Origin of the sequence: Staphylococcus sp. LKG4-2 (assembly GCF_050955665.1) — a bacterium.
Classification (GTDB): domain Bacteria; phylum Bacillota; class Bacilli; order Staphylococcales; family Staphylococcaceae; genus Staphylococcus; species Staphylococcus saprophyticus.
This window is the reverse complement of sequence record NZ_CP194532.1, coordinates 1,078,110-1,102,619: the sequence shown is the minus strand read 5'-3', so window position 1 is coordinate 1,102,619 and position 24,510 is coordinate 1,078,110. Positions and strand designations below refer to the sequence as shown.

The window sequence follows — 24,510 nt, the reverse complement described above, 5'->3', positions numbered from 1 at the left end:
TTGATATTAAAACAGCCACCACCACAAGTACAAGAGCAGGACAAGTGATGATGGCGTATAAGGAAACGTGCAATTTACAAGAACAAGCTATTAATAAATTGTTACCAGAAGAATTAACTGAATGATTTATAAAGCATTCAATGGTAGATTTCTACCTACTTACATTATACTACATAAATCATATTATAACAATACTATTTTATAAGTTATTTATTTTGTATTAATAGATATTAATTCTATCTTATCAATGTTCCCTATCGTTGTATTATCCATCCCTATTTTACTTGCATAGCTTTGTACTGATACCGATTTTTTATTCTTGGCTATATCTACTAATTCTTGTAATCCTTCGCCTTTATCTTCAACCTTATCTACCTGAATACCAAAGCCAATATATTCTTCATTAATAACAGTAAGAACGCCCTTATCTTTACTATTAGCAACGAATGAGTTCTCATTGTTGTTTATCACAATATTGATACCATCAGTATCTTTAAAGTTTTTAAATACTCTCCTAGTTAGAGAACCTTTTTTATAATTAATATCAGAACTAGCCACACCATCGGACGTAGCTATTCCAACTTTCGTATTTGAATATAGTGGTTTTAAAATAATAGTATTTTTCTTTTCATCAAACCCTAATGCGTAATCTTGTTCTAATGGACTTAAAACTGTGTAACTCATTTAAATTCCCCCTACCATTTTTTATTTCCGTTGTTAAATTCTGAATCTGCATGACCATTAATATTAAATAACTTCTGTTCAAATTTATTAGCTATTATTCTAGGGTTTGTATTAGTTCTAAATGGATCATCAACTAAATTTGTATTACGTTGTAAACTTAATCTCCATTGGTCTGGATTACTGATTGCTGTGTTCATATAATTACGTCTTGATGCTCTGCGAATAGCTTCTACCTTATTAGCTGCAATCTTTTCATATACTTCATATGCACCATTTAATTTTTCATTGAACTCTTGAATCAATTTATCATTCGTATTACGTAATTCGTTTACTTCCTTATCATATGCATCGTTAAATGATTTAATATCTTCATCTAACAATTTGTGATTCTCATCTTCACTTTGTTCATGTAATGCTACAATTTCATCTTCTAGTTTGCCTTGTTCCTTTTTAAGTGAAGCAATCATTGTATAATCGTTTTCAGCACGATAGTGAGACATTTTATAATCGAACTCTTTAAGCTTGTCAGTCACTTTAATCTTTTCCAGCGCCACATGTTTTTTATTTTCTACCTTTGGTTCAATTACCTAATTGAATACTTCGATTGATTTTTCATTTACTTTAGCCATTTAAAAAACTCCCTTATTTTTTAGTTATAAAATCTTTGTATGTTTTAATCTGTTTATTTATTTTCAATTCGTTGATACATTGTTTCACTTCTTCAATATCTTCACGCCTAGTTACATATCGCTTGATGACACAATCTAAATAACTTTCTGATACATTACTTATATCGGTCGGTAATCTGGCAACAATTTGATTAACCACATCTCTATACCACATGTGCATATCTCCTTTAATAATATAGATATAAACAATCCTTAATATCTGTTAATGATTTGTAGCTATACAATTTCAATTGAACATCTTACTTTTAAAGTTGTTTAATACTACGCTCACTTATCGTATAAAACCAATTGAGATCGTCTGCACTCTTAGGCTTAAATCCAGCAAGTGCCATGACTTCTTTCATGTTCCCATTTGATATATAAAAGCCATAAGACTCACGTTCAAACATATGCTTTAAGTTATAACTAGAACAATTTTCGTTTACTGATTTCATCGGCTCTAACTGTTTACACCACATCAATACTGTTTCAAGTTGCTCCATTGTCATATCATTAAAATCAATTGCATTAAATCCTAAATTATTATCACTCATATACTGCTGCAATTCTTCATCGGTAAAGTAAAATACTTCACGTGGATATTCTGTAATCACACGATTTACATTATTTTTAGTTACTACTGTTCCATATCTATTGCCACTGTTGTATAAGTATCTCATTTTCTTCCCCCTCTATTCTTTTTGATATATCCTAAATAATTCTTAGTACGTGCCATTACTAATTCAAAGCCACCATGAGCAATCATTTTATAACTGGTGCGCCTATTACTATTGGGTACATAGCTTTCACGCCATGCCACCCAATTATTATCAATATACTCAACATATACTTGCGACACCTTACTAATTGAACAGAAATACATTTCTTCTGATATCCCAACTATTAAACCTGCCTTATTTGCTTGTTCATCATAATTTATTTCAATATTAGTAGCCTGCACTTCTTACAGTCGCCTCCCAACTTCTCTCATCGAATATATCGCCGTTTTTATTATCCCCAATTAATATACGCAACGGTTCAATGTCGATGTTACATTGCTTCGCATAGCTTGCTGCTTTATATAAATCATCATTTCTATATTCACTTTCACCATTTACAATACGTTGATAGGCTTGCTTACCTAATCCACCTTTACCAGCACCTAAATGGTCAAAATTATAGTCTGATAACACTCGTTTCATAGAATACGGTTCTAATACTTGTTGTGTATAATTACCACGTTTAGAAAATATACGGTTTTCAAATCCTCCATTATATTCAGATACATTTATACCATTGTGTTTGTAATTACCTTTATGTGTTCGACTGTTTGCTAACACAAAATAGTTATTATTATGTGCCTTTATATCTACTGATGGTAAATAATCTATTTTTTGACCGTATTCAATACCGACACGTTTTTTGAATACTATGTGCTTGCCACCACTAGGTGTAGTTTGTACCAAAGTATTTTGAGCATTTGCTACAATCTCATCATTGTAAGGAATCATCTTTAAACTCTCGAATCCGTTTTTACCTTTAGCGTGATCTACATCAATATCGATACACCATAGACCACGTGTAAGCACACCTAATACATGCGTTTGATGATACAAACTTGAATGATATTCAATGAAATCGTCGGTAACATCTATATCAGCAAATGAAACACTAGGTTTCTTATACTGATTTAAAGGTATAACTTGAATATTCTTTTTTAATAAATATTTTGCTACATGATAACCTGTCATTGAATACCTCCTTTACTAACCCTTATAACGCTTATTTTTCCCCTACTAGTAATACATATTTATATTTATAAAAAACGCTATAGGAATATAGGGTTATAAGAGTTAGTGACTGTTATTACAACATTTTAAGAGTTATGATAAGAGTTAGTAAGAGTTATACTAACCCTTACTCTTCAGAAATTAATTCTAATGCCATATTAAACAATTCTGGATTTTCAACTTTATGCACCTTTGTATTTACTCCATCTATCCATTTTTGATTATTTATGCTTATTCCGATTTTTTTCATATCATCTTTAGCCTGTTTGTACCTCAAACTTTTATAATCCTGTTCAATCATTTTCTGTAATGTTTCATCACCAGCAAATAAAAAACTTTGTTTCGCCAAAACTTTAATCATATTAACTTGTGTTTCGGTCAATTCATCTTCGCTAAAATAGTTTTTAAGTGTTACATCACTAAACTTAAACTCTCGACCAGTTTCTTTCAGATACTCCAAACTCGCAATCAAAAACGAAACTGCAGCTGCTACTGATTTCTTACCATTTGGCTGTACAAAATCCCAATAAGGCTTAAATATTTGATAACGTTCTTCATCTGTTTCGTTAAGTGGTCTGTCTTTGAGTGAAATTTTAATTGTACGTGTAGTGTTCGCTGTAATTTCCCCTGTATCTACGTTTTCATTAGTATCTAAAATTAAAACTGCTCTATTTGTAAATTTAAAACTGTTTCTTTGAATACCACGTCCAGAAATTGTCTCACCAGTAGCGATTTTTCGTAATATTCGCATCATAAATTTAGTAATCTCACCAGTTTCATTTGCATGTGCTATATCTGCACCATAAAAATTCATCCATTCGTTAGATGCTTCAAAGCCTGGAGACAATAAACTATCAAAGTTTACTTTATTAACCTGTAACAGTGCATCAAATGTAGTCATCAGTAACCCTTTTCCCGACCTACCGAAATCTTTCATCAAAAACCATTTCTCAGCTTGTATAAGGTCCATCTTGCGATACATTGTATAAGCGTGTATTAACATTAAATTATTTTTACTTTTATCATTTTCTGTAACTAGATCATAGAATTTTTTAGGTGTATTTGTATCAATCGCTGATGCATTAACATCATATTTTTTAGCGTATAATTCATCTGAATTGAGTGATTTTTTCTTAAACTCTAAGTTTCTGCAATCGTATATCCAATCATTACCAGCAATGGTATATGGAAGGACATTGTAACCATGTTCTACATTTAAGTGTTCACGGTACATTTCAAGCATCACTTCCAAAAAGTCGTTTATCTGATGCTTATTATCGACCGGATAATTTAGTGCAAAATTCGTATCGTCTATCACTTCATACGTGTTACTTTTTACTATTAAAAATGCATCTAATTCATCTGAATAAATCACTTTATCTGATATGAGATCAGCTATAAATCTTGCGTAATTGTTGAATACATCTGCTTTAAATGTAGATTTCTTTTCTTCTTCACCGTTATCATTTTCAGTAGTTTTTGTGTAAATCGTTCCATAAATAACTCCAATTTCTTTAGGAATTATGATATAATCTAAAGTAAGATTATTAATGTAATCGCCTATATTACTTTTCTCACGATGATATAAATTTCCTTTATTATTAAAGATTTGTTTATCACCAGAGATAGAAGCGAAATTGATTCGCTTACTAATCTCCTTGATTTTTGATAAACTCGTTGTATTGATATAATCTAAATTTGAATGAAACTCAAAATGTTTTTTATATAGTGTTACTTCGTCCATACAATCAACCTTTCATATATGTTAGTATTTAGTTAGATATTTTTATTTAAATATTTGTATTAAGCGTTATCTGATCTCTCGCCAAAGTTCTCAGATGCGCTTTTTTCTTGCTTAATATCAGCTTGAATATCATCGTGCATGTTCTCAATGTCTGTTCTGATCGCTTGTAACGTGCTTGAGACAATATAATTTTGCTTAATATTGTTATTAATAGCTTGGTGATATATAGGCTGATTCTTCTTGACTGCATACTCTCTTTCATCTTCTAATTCTGATGTTTCCATTCCAAGGTAGTCCAATACGGCTTGTACCTTATTTCTCAAATCTGCGAACTCAACACTTTCTTGTACTTTTTCTGTGTATAACATTTTATTTACTCTCCTTATTAAAATTAATAACTTTATTATTTTTGCCTAATTGAACATTTATACCGTAAAAAGCACAAACATTTTTAAGTCGTTTCGCTTTCTGCTTGAATTCTTTTAGCGATTTATGAAAATCTTCATACAAATAATTAATTTCTGGCTCAATATCATCTAATGCGATATTCGCTATTGCATTCGCTCCTAAATTATCTCCTTCTTCTCTATAGGCTTTTACTTTTTCACTTAATACACCTACTAACTCTGAAAGTCTGTTCAACTCTGCATTTAAGGAATAAACTTTATTAGACGCGCTTGTCATTTCTTCAAAAGCATTTAAAATATCATTATTCATTTCCCTAATCCTCCAATAATTGTTTTTTAATTTTTCTATCGTTAAACCATTCTGTTATTGCCCATGATGTAATAGCTAGTGGCGTGTATAAACTTATTGCATTAAATATATCCTCCGTTACATAACCCACTGCAAATGAAGTCAATGAGCTTGCTGTGATAAGTGCTGCGAATAATTTCATAGATTCACCTTCTTTAAACTTTTTAAATCGTTGTTAGTAATATCCATCTGCGAAGTAATGTGATCCATGAAATCATCTACATCAGACTTCTTAAAACGGTACGTGCTACCTACACGAAAATATTTCATTCCGTTTTTGATTAGCAAATCTTCTATAGTAGGTTTAGATAAATTAAGATATTTTGATAACTCGTTATAAGTCATAAAGTATTTCTCTTTTGCCAATTCTTCTACACGTTCATCAATTGCTTGCTGTAGCAACTCACGTGCTTCATCTTCATCAATGCCGATATTAAACATGGTTTATGCCTCCTTTATACTTTTTCTTTAATTTCAAATATTTCCGACACATCAACTTCAAGTGCATTAGAAATTTTTATAGCCATTAAATCTGAAGGACTTGCTTTACCATTAATAATTTTATTTAAGTAAACGTAATCCATAGGCACATGTTCTGCTAATTGTTTAGCGTTCCATCCTTTTTTTACTATCGAAAATTTAAATGCCATTCTTTTGATAGCAACACTCATTTTCCTCACCACCTTCCAACTTATTGACGCTAGTAACGTAATTTGCGTAACTAACTTAATCTAAATATACACTACTTTTACTAACGTTGCAAGCGTAAGTTGTGTTAGAATTTATATTAAGAATCAAAAAGGAGTGATAAACCTTGTTACTAAAGGATTTATTAAAAGAATTAAGAGAATCAAGAGGTCTAAATAAACAAGAATTGGCAAATAAAGTTGATATTTCTCGTTCTTATATATCAACTATTGAAAGTGGTAAGGTAGAAAAACCAACAAAAAAGACATTAATGAAAATTGCCTACGTTTTCGATCCTGATGATGAACAAAGTATATATAGTGCTTTGTTGGAAGCTTCTGGTTATGACACTGAAAGCAGTAAAGAAGAATATAGAGATTATATAAATGAAATGAGTACAAATTTTCAGGAAACAAAAAAATTTAACGGCGAGGTTATATCTGGTATGAAATATCGTGTGAACAAACATGATAATTCTGTTGTATTTTTAGATAAGCCATACATGAATGTTTTATGGTTATTGGAACAGGAAGATTTTAAAGTCTATTTAGGTTATGAAGATGATGAATTTTTTATTGATGATAATGGCACACCTTTTAATAAACCATTAGAACTTGACGATGAAGATAAAAATAACTTGTTAATTCAAGTACATAATTTTCAAAGTAATTTATTGTTAATGAAAAAAGCTTTAAAAAACAAAAATGATATTGAAGCATTAAATATTGAATCAATGGAATACACTTTAATTTTCGATTTATTAAATAATCGTATTAATGATAAAAATGAACTAATAAGTAAATTAGCAGTTATTAATAAAGAACGAGAAATTTTCAATGCAAAAGAATATCACGAAGAATTAGATAAAGCTGCACAAGAACAAGACGCTTTAAAATTGCAACGTCTAATAAGAATGACCACAATTGTTGAATTAAAACAATATTTATCAGAACAGAATAAAGGTGATTAAATGGCAAACTATGAAAAACGTGGCAACAACTGGCGTTATCGTATATCACTAGGTAAAAATCCTAACACTGGTAAATATGAATATATATCTAAATCGGGTTTTGCTCGTAAATCTGATGCTAAGAATCACGCTGAAATGGTTGAAAGACAAATAAGAAATGGTGAGTATATCGCACCTTCCACTCATACATTCAACTTTGTAGCTGATGAATGGATAAAACATTATAGTAGAGATGCAAAAATAAGTAGTGTGAGAGCACGTGAGAAGGCTATATACCACGCTAAAGAGCTATTTGGTAATAGAAGTATACAAACAATAACTAAGCGTGACTATCAAGCATTTGTGGACGATATAAGCACTAGATTCAGTAAAAATTATGTGGATAGTATTGTAAGCTCAACTAATCTTATATTTAAGTATGCGTTGGATATGAAGATAATTGCTAAATTGCCTATTGAGGGAATAAAAAGGGCCAAATTTAAGCCGACTGTTGAGGATTTGGAACAGAATAACATACAACAAAAGTTTCTTGAAAAAGATGAATTATTTGAGTTTTTAAGCGTTGCTAAGCACCACCACAAGCCACTGAATAGCTTTGAATTATTTACCTTCCTTTCATATTCTGGTATGCGTGCTGGTGAAGTGTTAGCACTTAAATGGTCTGACATAGACTTTGAAAAATGTACAGTAAGTATCACAAAAACTTATTACAATCCGAATAACAACAAGAAAAATTATCAAATACTCACACCAAAAACAGAATCATCTATCGGTAAAATTTCAATAGATCCTAACGTTATTAAGTTACTTCAAGATTATAAAGTAAATGTGCAAGATAAATGGAAAAATGAGTTATACGTGGATAATGGTTTCATCTTTACAGACAATAATGGTTACCCACTTGTTATAAAAAAACTCTCACAATGGATACAGTCGATTATGTCCATGACTGATATTGATAAGAATATTACGACACACAGTTTCCGTTACACTCATTGCAGCCTTTTAATAGAAGCTGGTGTGCACATTAAAGAGATACAGGAACGACTACGCCACAAAGATATACAAACAACTATGAATATTTACGCAAGCATTACAAAATCATACAAAAAAGACGCTTCCCAAAGATTTAGTAATCTCATGGAAAACGTCAGTAAAGAATTATTTTAATACCGTTTAATTCACCTGAACTAAACGGTGTTTTATTTTTCGAAATTTCTATGACCAAATTATGACCATCGGACGAACGATATACTGTCATATCAATGTTCTATGGTCTTTTTACATCATACCTGGCATGCCACCCATACCTGCTTGTGCATCATTGTTACTTTCTTCTGGAATATTAGCAACAACTGCTTCTGTAGTAAGGAACATAGCTGCCACACTTGCAGCATGTTGAAGTGATGAACGTGTCACTTTCGTTGGATCTACGATACCTGCTTCTAACATATTCACCCATTCATTTGTCGCAGCATTAAAACCAACACCTATATCAGCATTTTTTAGTCGTTCAACAATAATTGAACCTTCTAGTCCAGCATTTTCAGCAATTTGACGAACTGGTGCTTCTAAAGCTTTTAAGACAATATTAATACCAGTAGCAATGTCGCCTTCTGCTTCAATTTTAGCTACTTTTTCATAAATATTCATAAATGCAGTACCACCACCAGCTACAATACCTTCTTCAACTGCAGCTCTAGTAGAGTTTAATGCATCTTCAATACGTAATTTACGTTCTTTTAATTCTGTTTCACTTGCTGCACCAACTTTAATTACTGCAACGCCACCAGCTAATTTAGCTAAGCGCTCTTGTAATTTTTCTTTGTCAAATTCAGAATCAGTTTCTTCAATTTGAGCTTTAATTTGGCTCACACGTGCATCGATACTGTTTTGATCTCCATCACCGTCAACAACTGTTGTGTTGTCTTTCGTAATTTCAGCTTTATTTGCAGTACCTAACATATCCATAGTCGCTTCTTTTAATTCTAAACCTAAGTCATCCGTAATTACTTGTGCACCTGTTAAGATAGCTAAATCTTCTAACATTGCTTTACGACGATCGCCAAATCCTGGTGCTTTCACTGCAACAGCAGTAAATGTGCCACGCATACGGTTAAGCACGATATTAGTTAATGCATCGCCTTCAACGTCATCAGCAACAATTAAGATAGGACGATTTGATTGTACGACTTGTTCTAATAACGGTAAGATGTCTTGGAATGATGAAATCTTTTTATCAGTAATTAAAATATATGGTCTTTCAAGATCAGCGACCATTTTATCTGAGTCAGTCACCATATATGGTGATTGATAACCTCGGTCAAATTGCATACCTTCTACTACTTCTAATTCTGTATTAAAACCACTAGACTCTTCAATAGTGATGACACCATCATTACCTACTTTTTCCATTGCTTCAGAAATGTATTTACCAATTTCTTCATCTGCAGCTGAAATAGAACCAACTTGTGCAATTTCATTTTTATTATCTACATTTTGTGAAATTTCATGTAATGCCTCAATTGCTACTTCTACAGCTTTATCAATACCTTGTCTTAAACCAACAGGGTTTGCACCACTTGTTACGTTTTTCAAACCTTCTTGAATCATAGCTTGTGCTAGCACTGTTGCTGTTGTCGTACCGTCACCAGCAATTTCATTTGTTTTATTTGCTACTTCTTGAACTAGTTTCGCACCCATATTTTCATAAGGATCTTCTAATTCAATTTCTTTAGCAATTGTAACACCATCATTAGTGATGAGTGGTGATGTATATTCTTTATCTAATACAACATTACGCCCTTTAGGACCGATTGTAACTTTAACGGCATTTGCTAATTTATCTACACCTCTTAGCATTGATTGACGTGCATCTTCAGAGAATTTTAAATCTTTCGCCATATTTTATATACCTCCATGTTGTTTCTATGATAATTATTGTTTATTTTTAAAATTTTTTTATATTAAGATTCAATTATTGCTAAAATATCTTCTTCATTAACGATTAAATATGTTTCGTCTCCTCGTTTAACTTCAGTTCCAGCATATTGTTGGAATACTACTTTGTCGCCTTCGTTTACTTCAGGAGCAACACGAGAACCATCTTTTAAAATACGTCCTGCACCTACTGCAATTATCGTACCTTCGTTGGATTTCTCTTTAGCGCTATCAGTTAATACGATACCACTTTTAGTTGTTTGCTCTTGTTCTGATTTTTGAATAATTACTCGGTTACCTAATGGCTTTAACATTTTTCGTTCCTCCTCAAAAGTTTAAATGTTAGCACTTTAAGTTAATGAGTGCTAATGTACTTTCTATAATAATCAAATTTGGTCAACTTTTCAAGTTAAAACCATTATCCTCTTAATTTTGTACAAACGATGATTTTGCGATAAAATAAAGTATCATTTAATTTTTGGAGGTTCATTATGTCTCGTTTATGGGTGTCCATATTGACATTAGTTATTTATGGTTTAGCACAATTTGGTGTTATTTTATTACATATGGCTGGCCTATTTAACAATCTAAGTAGCAAGGAACTTGTCTTTGCTAACATATACACACAAGTTGGTTTATTTATAATAGCTGCTATTTTAATAATTATAATCAATAACTTTATTTCTAATCCTACCCGATTAGAGCAACAAACAAAAGAAAAGAAACGTTACGTTATTGTTTGGGCAATTGTTGGTTATTTCGTTGTTATGATTTATCAGATACTTGCAGGCATGATTAATATGTACGTATTTGGTGCGCCTCAATCAAGTCCAAATACTGAACGACTGATGAAAGTTGCACAAGAAATACCCCTATTTATCATATTAATTTCAATTGTAGGACCAATACTTGAAGAGTTTGTTTTTAGAAAAGTTATTTTTGGTGAAATTTACAATTTAATTAATGCAAATAAAACGATAAAATTTTTAATTGCTGCCATTGTAAGTTCCATCATATTTAGTGCAGCACACGCAGATCCATCATTTTTTATAATTTATTTTGGTATGGGCTTCATTTTTGCTGCATTTTACGTATATACCAAACGAATTTGGGTTCCTATCTTAGTGCACATGATGCAAAATGGATTTGTTGTCATCATACAAGTACTTATTGGACCAGAAAAGATAAAAGAGCTACAAGAATCAACATCATTCATATTTAATCTTTTATTTTTAATAATGTAAATATATAAAGGGAAGTACGTATGATTCATTTAGTACGTACTTCCCTTTTATTGTTTTTATTTTAATTTGTCATTCTTGCGTCTAACAAAGTAGCCAATAACCACACCAACAAAAATAATAAGCATTGCTGTGATTAAAGCAAATAAAGTTCTTTCAAATTTCATTTGAATCGTATCACTGGCTTCTTTATCTTTCGTATGTGTCATTTCTTCATCACTACTTGTATGATATTCATATTTACCTGTAGTATTTTTATTCTCTGGTTTTTTCAAATCTGGCATAGAACCAATATCACCAGTAATCAAAGCCAATACTTGTTTATCTAAATTTTTATAATAATCTCTTGATTTCAATGGATTAAAATATTGGAATTTAAAATAATTTGTATCTTTTTGTAATTCATTTAAAAATGCATTATCCGCGAAATTTTGTTTTTTTAAAACTGCGGAAATTTCACTATCAGAAACTTGTTCTTTATTACTACCTAATTGTTTAACTTGATTTAATACAAATGGATTGTATTTAAAAGAACCGGTTGTCATTTGATTAAATCGATTCATTAATTGGTGTTCATTCGATTCCCTATTTTGGTTATTTTCTGTTGTTTGATTCATAGACGGCTGATCTATATTATTCGAATTCGAGCTATTTTTCCCATTATTTGATTGACTATTTGAATCATTTTGCGTACTTGAGCGATGTGTTCTATTTACACTGTCACGATTATTTGTTTCTGTGCTCGATGCGTTGCCAGTCTCATTACTAGATTTATTTGAATTACTTGGTGTATAAGCGTTGCCACCTGAATTATTAGGTTTCTCTGGCTTTTCAGTAGTTCCATTGCCCTTGTTTGGCTGTTCTGGCTTTCCATTTCCTTCACCATGCTTATTGGGTTTTTGTGGTTTTCCTGATCCACCACCACTGCCATTTGGTTGTTGTGGTTCTTCGCTCCCTCCACCATCTTCATTTGAGTTGTCTGGCTCACCTGATCCGCCACCACTACCGCCTGAGTGGTTCGGTTCTTCGCTTCCTCCGCCATCTTCATTTGAGTTGTCTGGCTTACCTGATCCGCCACCACTACCGCCTGAGTGGTTCGGTTCTTTGCTCCCTCCACCATCTTCATTTGAGTTGTCTGGCTTACCTGATCCGCCACCACTACCGCCTGAGTAGTTCGGTTCTTTGCTCCCTCCACCTTGGTTATTGGAATCCTCTGAATCTCCTGATTCTCCATCACTGCCATCTTGATTATTTTGCTTATCTGGATCTTCTGTTGATTGTTTATCTTCTTTTCCATTTTGTTTATCTGGATCTTCGGCTGACTGTTTATCTTCTTTTCCATTTTGTTTATCTGGATCTTCGGCTGACTGTTTATCTTCTTTTTCGTTTTGTTTATTTGGATCTCCGGTTGATCGTTCTTCGTCATTCACTTCACTCGTGTTATCTGTTTGCTCAGTTGCTCTAGTTTGACTATCAGATACTTTTTGATTGCTAGGAAGTGACACATTATTAGAACGGTCTACATCACTGCTTTGATCATTTTTATTTGTATTTTCACTATTTTTAGTTAATACATCATTATCATCCTTAATAACTGATGAACTATTATTTTGCGCATTTTTATCTAATTCATTTTCTTGCTGTTCTATTGCTTGTGTCGGGTGCGCAACTATAGACGTACTTAAAGCAATAGCAAAACTTGATATCACAAATTTATGAGCATTATACCGCTTCACATCATCACCTCCATTAAAAAACAAATATATTTATGTACAGTATATAGAAAATACTATACTTTTTCATTAAAAGTTGGTTTTTGAAAGAAAATATTAATACTTTTGAAATTTTATGTAAAATCTATTTACAAATCAAGATATAATAATTATACTAGGTATATAAAATAAATTGACTTGAAGGAGATTTTTCACATGGGATTATTTACAAAAAATGCTTCAACATTAGAAACTTTTCAAAATGCAATTGAAACAAGACGTTCTATTTACAGTTTAGAAAAAGAAATTTCTATATCTGATAAAGAAGTTGAGGATATTATTGAACATGCCATTAAACATGTACCATCTTCATTTAACTCACAATCTACACGTATCGTTTTATTATTAAATGATAATCATGATAAATTTTGGGACATTACTAAAAGAGAACTTAAAAATGCAATGGGTCCAGATCGTGAATTCCAAGCAACTGCTGACAAAATTGATAACTTCAAACATTCGCACGGTACAATTCTTTATTTTGAAGACCAAGACGTTGTTGAAGGATTACAAAATCAAATGCCAAACTATGCTGAAAACTTTGCTGTTTGGTCAACTCAAACAAATGCAATGCACCAATTTGCTGTTTGGACAGCATTAGGAACAAAAGGTATCGGAGCATCTTTACAACATTATAACCCACTGGTAGATGTTGCAGTTACAGAGGCTTTCGATATTCCTAAAACTTGGAAACTTGTTGCACAAATGCCATTTGGTAACATTCGTGACGAAGCTGGAGAAAAAGCATTCCAAGATGTTAAAGATCGTTTCTTAGTTAGAAAATAATAAATTAACCTGCGATTCATCGTTTTCTATAAAATTAACGAGGTTCGGACATAGATGATATTGTCCAACCTCGTTTTTTTTATTAAATAAATTATTCAAACAGTGCTTATTTTGAGTTATCAGAATTTTTTTAGTATATTGGGACAAACAGCTTTTAAGGGGCGATTAATATGAATATAGAAATTTTTCAATTTAAAGTAGAACCAGCAAATACAGAATTAAATGAAGAAACAATTGCTACTTGGTTTTCTAACTATGTTACATCACAAACAGATGTCGTTGTATTACCTGAAATGTGGAATAACGGATATGCCCTACCACAACTTCAAGCATTATCTGATAGCCGATTGTCTCGTAGTTACGAGTTTATTTCTAAACTTGCAATAAAGTATCAGGTTGATGTTATTGCTGGATCTGTTTCAAATGCAAAAAGTAATGAAGTATATAATACTGCCTTTGCCGTTTCAAAATACGGAAAACTTTTAAATAACTACGATAAAGTACACTTAGTACCCATGTTGAATGAACCTAGCTTTTTAAATGCAGGTAATGCTGTGCCTGAGCCATTTAATTTATCGAATGGTGCGAGAGTCACACAAATCATTTGCTACGATTTACGTTTCCCCGAATTATTACGTTATCCAGCACGTAAAGATGCACAAATTGCTTTTTATGTTGCACAATGGCCATTAGTCAGATTAGATCATTGGATTGCGCTATTAAAAGCACGTGCTATTGAAAATGATATGTATGTCATTGGATGTAATGGATGTGGAGATGATGGTCAAACGGAATACGCAGGTAATTCTATCGTCATTAATCCTAATGGCGAAATATTGTCACAATTAGGTTATAAACCTGACCACATAACTTGCGAAATTGATTTGGAGGAAGTTGACAAGCAAAGAGACACTATTCCAGTGTTTAAAAATTTACGACCACATTTATATAAATAATAAAAAACCGTGAGCTTGGGAGGGACTCACGGTTTTTGTAACTTATTATTAAGGGAATGTTTTTACAGTTATTTCTCTATCTATTTTTGGGGATGTTATTAATTATGAAAAAATTTAGTGAATTTACCGATTTAAAATGATAAATTGAATGATGTTTACGATAGCTTACATGTTAAAACTTTAATTGTCTCTGTTATAGACAATGTTAAAATGATATTTGAATTGAGACTGGGAATGTTCTACAAATTCAAATTAGGGATTGCTTAATTTGCTTAAGCGCGTTGTGTACCTGAAAGTATTATTTTACGAAATCACTAATTACTGCTGAGAAATGGTTTGTCACTACATCAGCCTCCTCTTGTTTGTAATCAATTAATTGAAAAAACGAGTACTAATTGTGTAACTATAATAACTATACGAAGAAAGTACAGTTACAAAGATTAGTGTGTTCATTAGACCCCTGCTCAAAAGTCTAACCAACTTCATCATTCAAACAAAAATTTCAAACAAAATTTGATTAAATGATTTGTAAAATGTAATCACTTCTTTGTGATACAAGTACATTTAACCATGATTTTTCTACTTAGAGTTAAAAATTCCCTAACTCGACAAAATTCGTGCCTAAATGTTTTTAAAAATATGATAAAATTAGTCAGATAAGATTTTCAAACAGTTAGGAATTCAAAATATACAGTTAAGCAATAAGACGCATAAAACTTAATTACAATTGTATAATACGAGTAAGGAGAGAAACCAACATGGTAAAATTTATAGATGCTAAAATAGACAATTTTGCTAAACAACTGCAACAACGAAATAACTTGGACCGTATTGAATATTTAAAGATGCGTTTAGGTATGCAAGTTGTCGTAAATAATTTCTTTAAAACAATTGTTATTTATGGTGTTTCACTCCTTTGCCATATGTTTTTATACACACTAACTGTTCATTTAACATTTTTTTTTATTAGACACTTTGCGCATGGCGCACACGCTAAGAATTCTTTACTTTGTTATATACAAAGTGTAATTTATTTTGTTTTACTACCTTGGATAGTCGGGTATGTACAAGTGTCATCTCTAATTATGTATACTTTAGCACTAGTTGGATTAATCATAATTAGTATATATGCACCTTCTGCTACTAAAAAGCAACCTATACCTGAACGACTAAGAAGAGGCAAAAAAATTAAAGCAATATGTTTAACATTAATCTTTTTATTAATTTCGCTCTTTTTAAATGAGCCCTACCAGCAATTAATGTTATTAGGTATTGTGATTATATCTATTTTGCAGTTCCCGATATTTTTCCCTAAGGAGGATTATTAATAATGAATGTTATAAAATCTATTTCAAAATCTATTTCAAAATCTATTTCAAATTATTTCGCTAAAGTCTTTGCTTCTATAGGTTCAATATCTACTATCAATCCTTGTTTTGGTTATACTGATGAATCTGAAATTCCAAAAGAATTAACAGATCTTTACGAATAATAGTTATGTAGAAAGTGTGTATAATATGGCAGTTTTTTATTCTTTGTTTTTCTCATTATTACAAGCAATTATTATATTTTACAATATGAAACTTATTAGCGGCATCCGCTATACTAAAAGGGATTTTATTTCAATTATTGGAATAATAATCCCTTCAACCATTTTGTTTTTTATTTTTTCTTCTGCATCTGTTATATTTTTATTTTTTACAAGTACAATTCTTATGTATTATAAAAACAAATTTATAGGAGTTGTTACTTCATTAATCTGTTTTTTCATTTTATACATGGCTAACTTTACAAGTTTATGGTTAAGTAGTGTGATTGTAAATGCAATTGGTATTGATAGTGTTTATATGCTATTTGTAGCTATTTCATTCACTATATTCTCCATAATTTACGCTTATATAGCAAAATTCTTTATTAAACAATTATCAGTTTCAGACTTATCGTTAAATAAAATATATTTAACATTAGTTAGCCTATTTTTATTAACTATCTTAGGTCTAATTTACTTTTATTTACCTAATAGAGAGATGTCTTTTGGTGATGCAAAATTCATTTCGATTATGTATGCAGTTGTCATTATCACCACTGCTATTCTTATCATTACAATTTCTTTTAGCATTATTCGCCAAATACAATACAAACGTAATATGCAAGAAATTGAGAATTATTATAAATACACATTACAAATTGAAAAAATTAACCATGAGATGCGCAAATTCAGACATGACTATGTCAACATCTTATCTACTTTATCTGATTTTATTAGAGAAGAAGATATGGATGGACTTAGAAAGTATTTTCGATCTGAAATACTTCCAATGCAAGATAGCATGCAAATGAATGCAATTAAAATCAATGGTCTTGAGAACTTACATATTCGAGAAATTAAAGGACTGCTAACAACAAAGATATTACAAGCACAAGAAAAAAGTATCCGTATCAGTATAGAGGTACCTGACCCAATTGAAAAAATTGAAATGCCAACGATTAATTTAAGTAGAATTATTGGTATTATACTGGATAATGCGATAGAAGCTTCAGAAAAAATTGAAGATGATCCATTGATACGTATCGCGTTTATTAAAAACGAAGATGATTCTGTTATGTTCATCGTTATGAATAAATGCGAACCAAATATGCCAAAAGTTCATACCCTTTTCCAAGAAAACTTTTCTACAAAAGGAAAGAATCGTGGTCTCGGTTTATCTACTCTGAAGGAATTGACGGATTCCACAACAAATGTTTTATTAGATACAACCATTGATAATAACTACTTTATCCAAAAGGTAGAAATTTTAAATTCTGATTCATAAGGATGTGTAACTATGAAAATATTCATTTGTGAAGATGATGAAAGACAACGTGAGCACATGGTTTCTATTATTAATAACTACATCATGATTGAAGAAAAGCCAATGGAAATCGAAGTTGCTACTGCTGATCCTTATGACATCTTAGAACGCTCTAAGAACCTCAATGATATTGGGTGTTATTTTTTAGATATTCAGCTTGAAGCTGATATTAATGGTATCAAACTTGCTAGTGAGATTCGTAAACATGATCCTGTAGGTAATATCATCTTTGTTACAAGTCACAGTGAGTTAACTTACCTAACATTTGTCTATAAGGTAGCCGCGATGGATTTCATTTTTAAAGATGATCCAGATGAATTAAAATCAAGAATTATTGACTGTCTTGAAACTTCAGAATCAAGATTGAAGCTTCTTTCAAAAGAAAGTAGTGTTGAAACAATTGAATTAAAACGTGGAAGTAATTCGATTTATGTCCAATATGATGATGTTATGTTCTTTGAATCATCTACTAAATCGCATCGATTGATTGCACATCTTGATAATCGTCAAATTGAGTTTTATGGCAATTTAAAAGAATTAGATCAACTTGATGAGCGATTTTTCAGATGTCATAATAGCTTTGTCGTCAATAGACACAATATAGATTCTATTGACTCTAAGTCACGTGTTGTCTATTTTAAAAATAATGAACATTGCTATGCATCTGTTAGAAATGTCAAAAAAATATAATATACATAAAAAAGCCAAACCAATAGTCATTACTGACAAATGGTTTGGCTTTCTTTTTTGATTGCTTCAACAATTCCTATTTAATATTTAATGCTTCTTTCACTTTGTCTAGTGAAGGGATACTTTCTATTGCACCGTATTGCGTCGTGACGATAGCAGCAACATAATTACTAAATTCTAGGATAGCATGCCCCTCATTCTTCAGTAACTGGATTATATCTCGCTCATTACTATCCAATAATCTACTAATCACCGCACCAATAAATGCATCACCAGCACCTGTCGTATCAATCGCCTTCACTTTATAGCCTTGCTCAACAATTGTTGTTCCATCCTTTAAGTAAATTGCAGCACCTTCTGCACCTTTGGTATAAATAACCGCTTGGACATGTCCTTGAAATAGCCATTGAATTGCTTGGCTCTCATCTTCATATCCTGTCACAAATGACAGTTCTTCATCGGAAATTTTGATGATATCTGCAAAAGGTACAAACGCTTGAATTGCTGATTTACAATCCGCTTCACTATCCCATAACGGTAAACGCACATTAGGATCAAATACAACTGTCCCATTAGCATGTCTAACTTTTTCAATTAGGGCTTTATGGGCCATTTTCATCGGACTATCTACGAGGTCTACTGAACAAAAGTGTAGTATATCTTGTTCCGTTACTTCTATTTGACTCACTTGTTCTTCATTATATAGCATATCTGCTGAAGGCTTACGATAAAATGAAAAATCCCTTTCTCCCTCTTTAGTTAAACTTACAAATGCGAGCGCAGTATTCGCTTCAGATGAACGTTTCAAATATTGCGTACCGACACCCAAATCTTCTAATGTTTCTACGATAAGATCACCGAAAGCATCTTCTCCTAATTGGGTAATCATTTCTGCCTGACCACCTAATTTTGTCGTAGTACAAGCAACATTACAAGGTGCCCCACCAACTTGTCTCGAAAATCCTTCTACATCTTTGAGTTTAGAATCTGTTGTATTAGGTATAAAATCAATTAGTGCTTCACCTATTGCGAGTAGACGTCTCATTGTGTATCACCTTTCAAATCATATTTTGTAAATCGTAAGTATACTTGTCCTGATTCTGTTGATGTTTTAATGCCAGTTGCATCTTCTCCAGAAAATATTCTAGAGGACATCACTCGTTCTCCATCGTTACAGAAAATTTCAATACTTGAAGTATCTACATATAACTGTAACTGCGATAAAGGTGTATCTAAATAAGTACTACGAGACGTACCTTCTACAGGATTAGGCAATGGTCCACTTTCACTTCTATCAAATGTTAATTTTTGTTCTTTAGTATTATACGTAATTAGCGACGTCTCCGTTTTACTCGTTCTCACTTCAAAGTATACTTCTGTTGCTTCATTTTCCAAAATATCAATAATTAATTCAAACTGTTTACCTTCATATGGATGTAACTGTTTCGTAAATTTATTAGCATATCCCAAAGCAGTTTCTTCATTTGAACGTAACTTTTCTAGTGCTTTAATCGGACGTTGTTTTAAATTACCTTCCTCTACTGTAAGTACACGTGGAATAGTTAAACAATGTGCCCATCCGTCTTCATCAGTTGGATAATTAATTTCTGGTAAGCCCATCCAACCAATGAGTATACGCTGTCCTTGTTCATCTAAAAATGTTTGTGGCGCATAAAAATCAAATCCATGATCTAACTCATGAAAATCACCATGATTCATAGTTAATTGATTCATATCATATTGTCCCATGATGTAGCCTGATTGATAAATATTTCTAAACTGATCCCCTTCAGCGTCAATACCTTGTGGACAGAATAATAACATATCATATCCATTTAAATTGAAATAATCTGGACATTCCCACATAAAACCAAAATCATCTAAATTTGTTTGTATTTCACCTTGGAATTCCCAATTAACAATATCTGAGGATCGATATTGTAAAATACGACCTTGCTTGTCAATATTTTGTGCAGCAATTACAGCATAATATGTACCATCTTTTTCATAAACTTTCGGGTCTCTAAAGTGTTGCGTGTAACCAAAAGGTGGTGCTGAAATGACAGGCTTTGGAAATTTTTTTATTTCTCCATTCTTTGTCATTTTTGCTATCTGTTGGGTAGAAATTCGATGCCAATCTTCATCGCGATGATTCGCAGTATACATATAATATAAATGCTGGTTATATTCAAATGCACTACCACTATATACACCATGACTATCGTCGTTTGTATCTGGTTTGAGTGTTGGTCCTACTGCATTAAAATGAATAAGATCTTTACTCGTATATGTATACCAATATTTTAGTCCATGCACTGGTCCTAATGGGAACCACTGATGTGATATATAATAATTACCATTAAAATATATCAATCCATTTGGATCATTAAGTAAACCTGATTTAGGTTGTATATGAAAAGTTTGTCTGTATTTAGATTGATTAACACGTTCTGTTAATTCAGCTAAATATTGTTGATCTGCGTCTTCATATTTTTGATAACGTGCTTCCTTTGTCCACTCTACCATTTCGAGCTTCCTCCTAGTTTCAAGTAATTAATTGTCATTTTTGGTACCGGTTCCATTTATTCATATTTATAATATCATGTTTCGTTTAATTTTTAAACGAATGGTCAATTTCAATAGTGATTTGTTTTTCTACGTCTTTATGTTGTATTAATTGATTTAATTTTTCCATAGCAACTTCTCCTGCATAATCAAAAGCATATCTCACCGTATGTATAGATGGCGAAACAATTTTTGTAACTGGATCTCCACCAAAACCAACGATATATTTAGACATATGATGTTCCGAATTATATTTATGAACAGCTAAAGCTATCGAATCAGTCGCCCCTACGATGGCATCAAAATGTGGATATTTTTGTAATACGCTAGCTACGTCTGGTTTGGCTTCTTGATAGTTAAAAGATGTTATCGAAATACTGGGCTCAATACCATGAACTTTAAGTCCATCGATAAATCCTTGCTTTCTATAGATACCTACAGCCGTATCTGTCTCCGTAACACCAAAGAATTGAATATCCTTATAGCCCTGTTTTCCCAGTGTATCTCCAACAAGATAACCAGCTTGATAATCATCGTGAACAATACAATGTAATTGTTCATGAGTTTGACCAACAATGATCACAGGTACATTGATTTTATGAATCACTTCTAAATGTTTATCTGTAATATCTGTGGCCATAAAGATAATCCCGTCCACTTTACTTCTGTAAAAAGTCTCTAGTGCATCTAGTTCTAAATCTGAATTCAAATTGGTGTAATTAAGCAATAGCCTATAATTTTGTTTATCGCATATCGTTTTAACACCTTTAATCGTTTCATCAACTGCAAACGAATTCATTCTTGGTATGATAGCGCCTATCATATTTGTACGATGTGCTCTTAAGCTTTGTGCGAATTGATTCGGCTGATAATCATGTTCTTGTATGATTTTATCTAATTTTTCTTTTGTTTTCATACTTACCGAGCCATCATTTAAATATCTAGAAACTGTACTTTTAGAGACACCGGCTAGTTTTGCTATATCATCAATATTTTTCATAGTTTCTCACTCTCATTACTTCACTATTATGAACAATATCAATTCTATCATAATGGAATCGCTTTAAATACTATTTAAATTAAAAACCAATTTGCTTCAATCAAGGTATACTACCTTAGATTAAACAAATTGGTTTAATGTATATTTAAGCTTTTTGAATTGTAATCGTCCATGAAGCATCGTCTAATTGTTCGTAATTCGTTACGGGGTAACCTTGCTCTGCTGCCCAGTTAGGTAATGCTTCTGTTGCTTGTGTACAATCGAAGTCAATTTTTAATTCTTCACCATTGTCTAATGTATTCATTTTCTTTTGTGCTTCTATTAATGGAAATGGACAAACCATTCCAACTGTACCTAATTCATGTACCATATCGTATTACCTCCATTTTAATTATGATGTTTGCGTTTGTGATGAAACTTTCGTGTTTGAAGTTTGGCTTTGTGCTTTTTTCATTGGTCTAATAAATACAAAATAACTCATTGTCCATGCGCCTAATATCATTGAAGCAAGTGCAATCCAGCCTTTCCATGACATTGTCGCTGTCTCAACTAAACCATTCCCTATAGAGCAACCACCTGCTACAGATGCACCAAATCCCATTAACACACCGCCTATAATACTATTGCGTATTGTTTTTTTATCCGGTAATCTCCATTTAAACTCTTTAGCACCTTTAGCCGCAATATAAGAGCCAAAGAATATACCTAGAACCAGGAAGACACCCCAGTCCAATAATTTCAAGTCACCCGTTACAAAAAATTGTACCAAGTTTGCAGAAGGTGTTGTAATACCTAAACCATACATTCTACCAGTTGATTCACTCACCGGCCATGCGAGCAATGCGATAAGTCCTACTGCGATTGCTGCCACAAATGGGTGGTATTTTTTCTCAAATAAATAATGACGTATACCTGTGAATTTTTGCTTTAGTTTAGGTACTGCAAATTTTGGTTTTGGTTTACGTAATGTTTTTACTACGAAGAATAAAGTGATTACTATGAGTACAATTACGAAAACCCAGGTTGGAATACCTGTTGTTTGTGACATACTCGTATTTACATTAGTAGGTTTATTTAAACCGTTCATTAATGGTAGTAATAAACCAAATTTTGTTGCGGCGGAAGTAAAAGCATAAGCAATTAACGCCATCCAACTACCGATTAGTCCTTCACCAGCTCTATACCATGTTCCTGTAGCACAGCCACCTGCCATAATAATACCTAATCCAAAAATAAATGATCCAATCACTGTACCAATGATAGGATATGTTGACTCTGGTATTTCAACTAATCTTGTTGAAGTTAATAGCAATAAGCCAATACTTTGTACAGAAATCGCAATTAATAAGGCGTAAAACATTTTGTTACTCTTTTGAATATACATATCCCTGAATCCACCAGCTAGACAAAATCGTGTTCGCTGCATAACAAACCCCAATAGAGCGCCTACGACCAGTCCACTGATAATTAACCATGTCATATCATAACCTCTTTCCCGATAAAATCAATAAGATTAATAATATTAGATTTCGTATAAAATTTCAACCTTACAGTTTCACGAAAATTTATTTTAAAAATCAGCTGGCTTTTAAAATAATTAACAACTCGAAGACAAATAAAAAACTAGCTTTCCATAAATACTTTGTCCACATGGTTATCACATGCCGTATTTATCAAAAACTAGTTCATTACATTTTATTTATGACTATAATTCTTCATAAAGAATAATAAAGATTGCAGTTCTATACCCAAATCAATGTGATGTACTTGTACATCGGATGGCGTTTGTACACGACTAGGCGTAAAGTTCAATATACCTTTAACGCCTGCTTTCACTAATGTATCAGCAACCTTCTGAGCCGCTTCCTCAGGCGTTGTCAGAATAACGACATCTATCTGTTCATGCGATAGTATGTCTGTAATTTTTTCAAATGGACTAACTGTCACTTTCCCTATTTGTGTACCAATGACCTCTTCTCGAATATCAAATGCTTCTGTTATTGTCATTTCATCATGTATTGAGAAGTTATATGTTAATAATGCTTTACCTAAGTTCCCTACACCTACAATTGCAATCTTAATTTCATCGTTTTCGCTTATTTCGTTTTTAAAAAAATGTAATAAGCTATCTATATTATAGCCGTAGCCCTTTTTACCTAATTCACCAAAATATGAAAAATCCCTACGTATCGTTGCAGAATCAATGTTTAAGCCTTCACTAATTGCTTTTGAATTAACTCTGTCTATACCTTTTGATTTTAATGTATTGACGAATCTATAATATAACGGTAAACGTTTCAATGTAGCACGAGGAATCTTTTCGCTTTGATTAGCCAAGATCATGTCCCCCTATTTCAATGTCTAATACTGTATAATCTTATAATCACTACAACATTATACATGAATGCA

General features: G+C 32.0%; 30 protein-coding genes. 9 read left to right on the top strand and 21 right to left on the bottom strand.

Annotated elements, in window-relative coordinates:
- Positions 1 to 210: 210 nt before the first annotated feature.
- The 12 genes from ACM6UH_RS05320 to ACM6UH_RS05265 all read right to left on the bottom strand — a co-directional run bounded on the left by ACM6UH_RS05320 (position 211) and on the right by ACM6UH_RS05265 (position 6,313).
- Positions 211 to 684, bottom strand: a complete 474-nt coding sequence (locus tag ACM6UH_RS05320) for a hypothetical protein (protein WP_145461622.1) — start codon at positions 682 to 684, stop codon at positions 211 to 213.
- An 11-nt stretch (positions 685 to 695) separates the two neighbouring features.
- The gene (locus ACM6UH_RS05315) at positions 696 to 1,217 is read right to left on the bottom strand and encodes a hypothetical protein (RefSeq protein ID WP_433912011.1); all 522 of its coding nucleotides are present in this window, start codon (positions 1,215 to 1,217) and stop codon (positions 696 to 698) included.
- 109 nt (positions 1,218 to 1,326) lie between these two features.
- On the bottom strand, positions 1,327 to 1,527 hold the full coding sequence (locus ACM6UH_RS05310) for a hypothetical protein (RefSeq protein WP_240925441.1): 201 nt from the start codon (positions 1,525 to 1,527) through the stop codon (positions 1,327 to 1,329).
- Between the two features lie 91 nt (positions 1,528 to 1,618).
- The gene (locus ACM6UH_RS05305; RefSeq protein ID WP_145461619.1) at positions 1,619 to 2,032 is read right to left on the bottom strand and encodes a hypothetical protein; all 414 of its coding nucleotides are present in this window, start codon (positions 2,030 to 2,032) and stop codon (positions 1,619 to 1,621) included.
- Positions 2,029 to 2,313: a hypothetical protein gene (locus ACM6UH_RS05300; protein ID WP_064783239.1), complete on the bottom strand. Its 285-nt coding sequence runs from the start codon at positions 2,311 to 2,313 to the stop codon at positions 2,029 to 2,031. The genes ACM6UH_RS05305 and ACM6UH_RS05300 overlap by 4 nt, the downstream gene beginning before the upstream one ends.
- Positions 2,300 to 3,103 (bottom strand): bifunctional DNA primase/polymerase, encoded by an 804-nt coding sequence (locus ACM6UH_RS05295; RefSeq protein WP_433912010.1) that lies wholly within the window; start codon positions 3,101 to 3,103, stop codon positions 2,300 to 2,302. The genes ACM6UH_RS05300 and ACM6UH_RS05295 overlap by 14 nt, the downstream gene beginning before the upstream one ends.
- A 166-nt stretch (positions 3,104 to 3,269) precedes the next feature.
- Positions 3,270 to 4,886 (bottom strand): phage resistance protein, encoded by a 1,617-nt coding sequence (locus ACM6UH_RS05290; RefSeq protein WP_174543094.1) that lies wholly within the window; start codon positions 4,884 to 4,886, stop codon positions 3,270 to 3,272.
- Positions 4,887 to 4,945: 59 nt separating this feature from the next.
- Positions 4,946 to 5,254 carry a hypothetical protein gene (locus ACM6UH_RS05285; protein ID WP_174543092.1) on the bottom strand — a complete coding sequence of 103 codons (309 nt, stop codon included), beginning with the start codon at positions 5,252 to 5,254 and terminating at the stop codon, positions 4,946 to 4,948.
- Between the two features lies 1 nt (position 5,255).
- Complete coding sequence (locus tag ACM6UH_RS05280; RefSeq protein ID WP_064205791.1) at positions 5,256 to 5,603, bottom strand: hypothetical protein; 348 nt, start codon at positions 5,601 to 5,603, stop codon at positions 5,256 to 5,258.
- A gap of 4 nt (positions 5,604 to 5,607) precedes the next feature.
- Positions 5,608 to 5,784, bottom strand: coding sequence for a hypothetical protein (locus ACM6UH_RS05275; RefSeq protein WP_174543090.1), 177 nt, complete (start codon positions 5,782 to 5,784; stop codon positions 5,608 to 5,610).
- Positions 5,781 to 6,083, bottom strand: coding sequence for a helix-turn-helix domain-containing protein (locus tag ACM6UH_RS05270; RefSeq protein WP_174543088.1), 303 nt, complete (start codon positions 6,081 to 6,083; stop codon positions 5,781 to 5,783). The genes ACM6UH_RS05275 and ACM6UH_RS05270 overlap by 4 nt, the downstream gene beginning before the upstream one ends.
- A gap of 14 nt (positions 6,084 to 6,097) precedes the next feature.
- Complete coding sequence (locus ACM6UH_RS05265) at positions 6,098 to 6,313, bottom strand: helix-turn-helix domain-containing protein (RefSeq protein ID WP_103301597.1); 216 nt, start codon at positions 6,311 to 6,313, stop codon at positions 6,098 to 6,100.
- A 143-nt stretch (positions 6,314 to 6,456) separates the two neighbouring features.
- On the opposite strand from ACM6UH_RS05265, the gene ACM6UH_RS05260 reads away from it, so the two are divergent.
- Together ACM6UH_RS05260 and ACM6UH_RS05255 are read left to right on the top strand one after the other, a co-directional pair.
- Positions 6,457 to 7,299 (top strand): helix-turn-helix transcriptional regulator, encoded by an 843-nt coding sequence (locus ACM6UH_RS05260; RefSeq protein WP_174543086.1) that lies wholly within the window; start codon positions 6,457 to 6,459, stop codon positions 7,297 to 7,299.
- Complete coding sequence (locus ACM6UH_RS05255; RefSeq protein WP_115338437.1) at positions 7,300 to 8,469, top strand: tyrosine-type recombinase/integrase; 1,170 nt, start codon at positions 7,300 to 7,302, stop codon at positions 8,467 to 8,469.
- A gap of 111 nt (positions 8,470 to 8,580) precedes the next feature.
- On the opposite strand, the gene groL is transcribed toward ACM6UH_RS05255, so the two are convergent.
- Together groL and groES are read right to left on the bottom strand one after the other, a co-directional pair.
- Positions 8,581 to 10,203: a chaperonin GroEL gene (gene groL, locus ACM6UH_RS05250; RefSeq protein WP_011302732.1), complete on the bottom strand. Its 1,623-nt coding sequence runs from the start codon at positions 10,201 to 10,203 to the stop codon at positions 8,581 to 8,583.
- A 62-nt stretch (positions 10,204 to 10,265) separates the two neighbouring features.
- On the bottom strand, positions 10,266 to 10,553 hold the full coding sequence (gene groES, locus ACM6UH_RS05245) for a co-chaperone GroES (protein ID WP_002482789.1): 288 nt from the start codon (positions 10,551 to 10,553) through the stop codon (positions 10,266 to 10,268).
- Between the two features lie 177 nt (positions 10,554 to 10,730).
- Between groES and mroQ the strand changes: the two genes are divergently transcribed.
- On the top strand, positions 10,731 to 11,483 hold the full coding sequence (gene mroQ, locus ACM6UH_RS05240) for an intramembrane glutamic endopeptidase MroQ (RefSeq protein WP_069793563.1): 753 nt from the start codon (positions 10,731 to 10,733) through the stop codon (positions 11,481 to 11,483).
- Positions 11,484 to 11,539: 56 nt separating this feature from the next.
- On the opposite strand, the gene ACM6UH_RS05235 is transcribed toward mroQ, so the two are convergent.
- The gene (locus ACM6UH_RS05235) at positions 11,540 to 13,216 is read right to left on the bottom strand and encodes an SdrH family protein (protein ID WP_069822303.1); all 1,677 of its coding nucleotides are present in this window, start codon (positions 13,214 to 13,216) and stop codon (positions 11,540 to 11,542) included.
- Between the two features lie 192 nt (positions 13,217 to 13,408).
- On the opposite strand from ACM6UH_RS05235, the gene ACM6UH_RS05230 reads away from it, so the two are divergent.
- The 6 genes from ACM6UH_RS05230 (at position 13,409) to agrA (ending at position 18,536) form a co-directional block, all read left to right on the top strand.
- The gene (locus tag ACM6UH_RS05230; RefSeq protein WP_002482786.1) at positions 13,409 to 14,038 is read left to right on the top strand and encodes a nitroreductase family protein; all 630 of its coding nucleotides are present in this window, start codon (positions 13,409 to 13,411) and stop codon (positions 14,036 to 14,038) included.
- A 170-nt stretch (positions 14,039 to 14,208) separates the two neighbouring features.
- Entirely contained in the window at positions 14,209 to 14,994 is a 786-nt protein-coding gene (locus tag ACM6UH_RS05225) for a carbon-nitrogen family hydrolase (protein ID WP_011302730.1), read from the top strand.
- Between the two features lie 758 nt (positions 14,995 to 15,752).
- Complete coding sequence (locus tag ACM6UH_RS05220; protein ID WP_011302729.1) at positions 15,753 to 16,322, top strand: accessory gene regulator AgrB; 570 nt, start codon at positions 15,753 to 15,755, stop codon at positions 16,320 to 16,322.
- 2 nt (positions 16,323 to 16,324) lie between these two features.
- Positions 16,325 to 16,486 (top strand): cyclic lactone autoinducer peptide AgrD, encoded by a 162-nt coding sequence (gene agrD, locus ACM6UH_RS05215; protein ID WP_002482783.1) that lies wholly within the window; start codon positions 16,325 to 16,327, stop codon positions 16,484 to 16,486.
- A 25-nt stretch (positions 16,487 to 16,511) separates the two neighbouring features.
- Positions 16,512 to 17,807, top strand: a complete 1,296-nt coding sequence (agrC, locus tag ACM6UH_RS05210; protein WP_011302728.1) for a quorum-sensing sensor histidine kinase AgrC — start codon at positions 16,512 to 16,514, stop codon at positions 17,805 to 17,807.
- A 12-nt stretch (positions 17,808 to 17,819) separates the two neighbouring features.
- On the top strand, positions 17,820 to 18,536 hold the full coding sequence (gene agrA, locus ACM6UH_RS05205) for a quorum-sensing response regulator AgrA (protein ID WP_002482781.1): 717 nt from the start codon (positions 17,820 to 17,822) through the stop codon (positions 18,534 to 18,536).
- 76 nt (positions 18,537 to 18,612) lie between these two features.
- Here the strand turns inward: agrA and ACM6UH_RS05200 are convergent, their stop codons facing one another.
- The 6 genes from ACM6UH_RS05200 to ACM6UH_RS05175 all read right to left on the bottom strand — a co-directional run bounded on the left by ACM6UH_RS05200 (position 18,613) and on the right by ACM6UH_RS05175 (position 24,444).
- A complete protein-coding gene (locus tag ACM6UH_RS05200) occupies positions 18,613 to 19,581 on the bottom strand; it encodes a carbohydrate kinase family protein (protein ID WP_048787269.1) in 969 nt (322 codons plus the stop codon).
- Complete coding sequence (locus tag ACM6UH_RS05195; protein WP_011302726.1) at positions 19,578 to 21,062, bottom strand: sucrose-6-phosphate hydrolase; 1,485 nt, start codon at positions 21,060 to 21,062, stop codon at positions 19,578 to 19,580. Before ACM6UH_RS05195 ends, ACM6UH_RS05200 begins: the two co-directional genes overlap by 4 nt.
- An 85-nt stretch (positions 21,063 to 21,147) precedes the next feature.
- Positions 21,148 to 22,101 carry a LacI family DNA-binding transcriptional regulator gene (locus ACM6UH_RS05190; protein ID WP_011302725.1) on the bottom strand — a complete coding sequence of 318 codons (954 nt, stop codon included), beginning with the start codon at positions 22,099 to 22,101 and terminating at the stop codon, positions 21,148 to 21,150.
- A gap of 145 nt (positions 22,102 to 22,246) precedes the next feature.
- Positions 22,247 to 22,471: a sulfurtransferase TusA family protein gene (locus tag ACM6UH_RS05185; protein WP_002482777.1), complete on the bottom strand. Its 225-nt coding sequence runs from the start codon at positions 22,469 to 22,471 to the stop codon at positions 22,247 to 22,249.
- 21 nt (positions 22,472 to 22,492) lie between these two features.
- Positions 22,493 to 23,581: a YeeE/YedE family protein gene (locus ACM6UH_RS05180; protein WP_047503257.1), complete on the bottom strand. Its 1,089-nt coding sequence runs from the start codon at positions 23,579 to 23,581 to the stop codon at positions 22,493 to 22,495.
- A gap of 215 nt (positions 23,582 to 23,796) precedes the next feature.
- A complete protein-coding gene (locus tag ACM6UH_RS05175) occupies positions 23,797 to 24,444 on the bottom strand; it encodes a redox-sensing transcriptional repressor Rex (RefSeq protein ID WP_002482775.1) in 648 nt (215 codons plus the stop codon).
- Positions 24,445 to 24,510: the final 66 nt, after the last annotated feature.